At 52.7% G+C, this 2,144-nt stretch carries 2 protein-coding genes; both read right to left on the reverse strand.

Features of this window, described 5'->3' with window-relative positions; all coding sequences use genetic code 11:
* The coding region (locus L650_RS23575; RefSeq protein ID WP_223230530.1) for an Ig-like domain-containing protein at positions 1-387 on the reverse strand (387 nt) is incomplete at its 3' end.
* Positions 374-2,144 (reverse strand): Ig-like domain-containing protein (locus tag L650_RS0104445; RefSeq protein ID WP_174380474.1); only part of this gene is annotated, 1,771 nt, incomplete at its 5' end. The genes L650_RS0104445 and L650_RS23575, both read right to left, overlap by 14 nt.

A 2,144-nucleotide genomic window follows, 5' to 3' on the forward strand; every position in this document is an offset into this window, starting at 1 on the left:
TTGTACACTGTAGCTGCCATCAGGTAATTCTGGGCTGATTGCTTGCCAATTGCCGTTGACATCCACGGTAGCGGTGAGCGGTGTTTCATCGCCATTACTGTCGGTGATTACAATGTTTACAACTGTGCCTTCTGGCTCAGTTGAAGTACCACTAATAAGTGGAGTACTGTCGTTACCAAGTCCCAGTGCATCCACAGTTACAACTGGGGTAATGGTATCTACATTGCCACTGCTGTTGGCGGTACTTTCATTGCCTGCGGCATCAGTAATACTGGCCGTTACAGTAAAGTCACCTTGTGCCAGCGCACTGGGCACTTCAATATCCCAATGCCCATCCGTGCCAACGGTGGTGGTAATGGTTTGCACAGCGCCGTCACTGTCGGTCACNGCCGCCAATTTCGTTACTGGTGCCTTGTAATGTCGGGGTTAAGTCATTTACATCACCCACAGTTTGCATAGTTAATGTGGGTGCTTGCGTATCGATGGTGGCGGTTTCACTCACGGTGGTTTCGTTGCCTACGCTGTCGCGTACGCTCACTTCAATCGTGCTTTCACCTTCACTGAGTGGTGTCGCTGGTGTGGCGCTCCACTCGCCGTTGGCATCAACAAGGGCGGTAATGGTTTGTGGGTTACCGTCACTGTCGGTCACCACAATCGTTACTTGTGCGCCTTCGCCTGCGTCACTTGTACCGCTGATTATAGGCGTGTTGCTATTGCTTTGTGCATCCACCTCAACTGTGAGTGTAGGTGGTGTGTTATCAAAGTCATCTGAGCTGATTGTGCGTGTGTTCCCTGCTGCATCTGTGGCTGTGGCAATCACAGAGCCTACATCCAGTAGTGATACATCAAGCCCCACCAAAGACCAATTACCGTTGGCATCGGTTGTGGTGGTGTAAGTTACACCGACTCCCCNCCCGCCAATAAGTTGCTCGGTGATGGTGATTTCACTGCCTGCTGGCAGGTCAGACGTACCACTGAGGGTAACCAATAAACCAAGCTCGAAGGTTGGCGTAAAGGCAAGAGCCGGTGGAGTTACATCCACTTCACCGCTGTCTGTCCCTGTGCCCGTGTTGCCCGCTGCATCCGTGATGCTCGCGCTGACGCTGTAACTCCCTTCGGCTAAATCAGTCGCTGGGGTGGCACTCCAATTACCATTGGCATCGGTTTGTACATCAATAGTTTGTACGGCATTGGCTGCATCGGTAAAGGTTATCGTGACGGTGCTGTTTGGTGCATCACTGGTGCCCGTAACCGTTGGCGAGCTGTCGTTGGTGAGCGCTGGTGCATCCACACTCACACTTGGCGCGGTGGTATCGATGTTACCGCTGCTGCTGATATCAGTGCTGTTACCTGCATCATCGCTAATGCTGGCCTCAATGCTGTAAGGCCCTTCTGCAAGTGCCGTCGGTACTTCGACTGAGAAGTTGCCGCTCGCATCCACGGTGGTGGTAAAGGTTTGATCGACCCCTAAATCATCGATAACCGTAAAGGTGATCACGGTGCCTTCAACCGCATCACTGGTGCCGCTTAGGGTCGGTGTAACATCGTTACTTGAACCTGGGCTGGTTAAATCAAGCGTTGGCGCAATGGTATCAACCTCCCCTGCGCCTGTGGCGGNGGTCGCTGTGTTACCCGCTGCATCGCTTACGCTTGCACTTAGGGTATAACTGCCCTCAGCCAGGGCTGTTGTAACCGGCACTGACCATGTACCAGTTGCGCCTACTGTGGCGGTAATGGTTTGCTGTGCACCGGCATTGTCTGTCACAACAATTGTCACTTCACTGCCTTGTGGCGCATCACTTGTGCCGGAGATCGTCGGTGTTGTGTCGTTGCTAACGCCGTTATCTGTAATAACAAGACTCGGTGGGGTTAAATCAATCTCACCGGTTTCGCTCGCGCTGCCGATATTACCCAGACCATCGTCTACCTCGGCGGTCACTGTGTATTCACCTTCAGCTAATTCACTCGGCGCATCAACGCTCCACACGCCACCGGTTACGGTGGTATCAACAGTCGTAATATTCCCCGCACTGTCTTCAAACGTTAAGCTAATGGTGGTGCCATCGGCTGCATCGCTTGTCCCATTAATGGTTGGTGTGGTGTCGTTGGTATCAACCAAGGTATTAATGCTAATGCTTGGCGCG

It is taken from the genome of Pseudoalteromonas sp. TB51, assembly GCF_000498055.1.
GTDB lineage: Bacteria > Pseudomonadota > Gammaproteobacteria > Enterobacterales > Alteromonadaceae > Pseudoalteromonas > Pseudoalteromonas atlantica.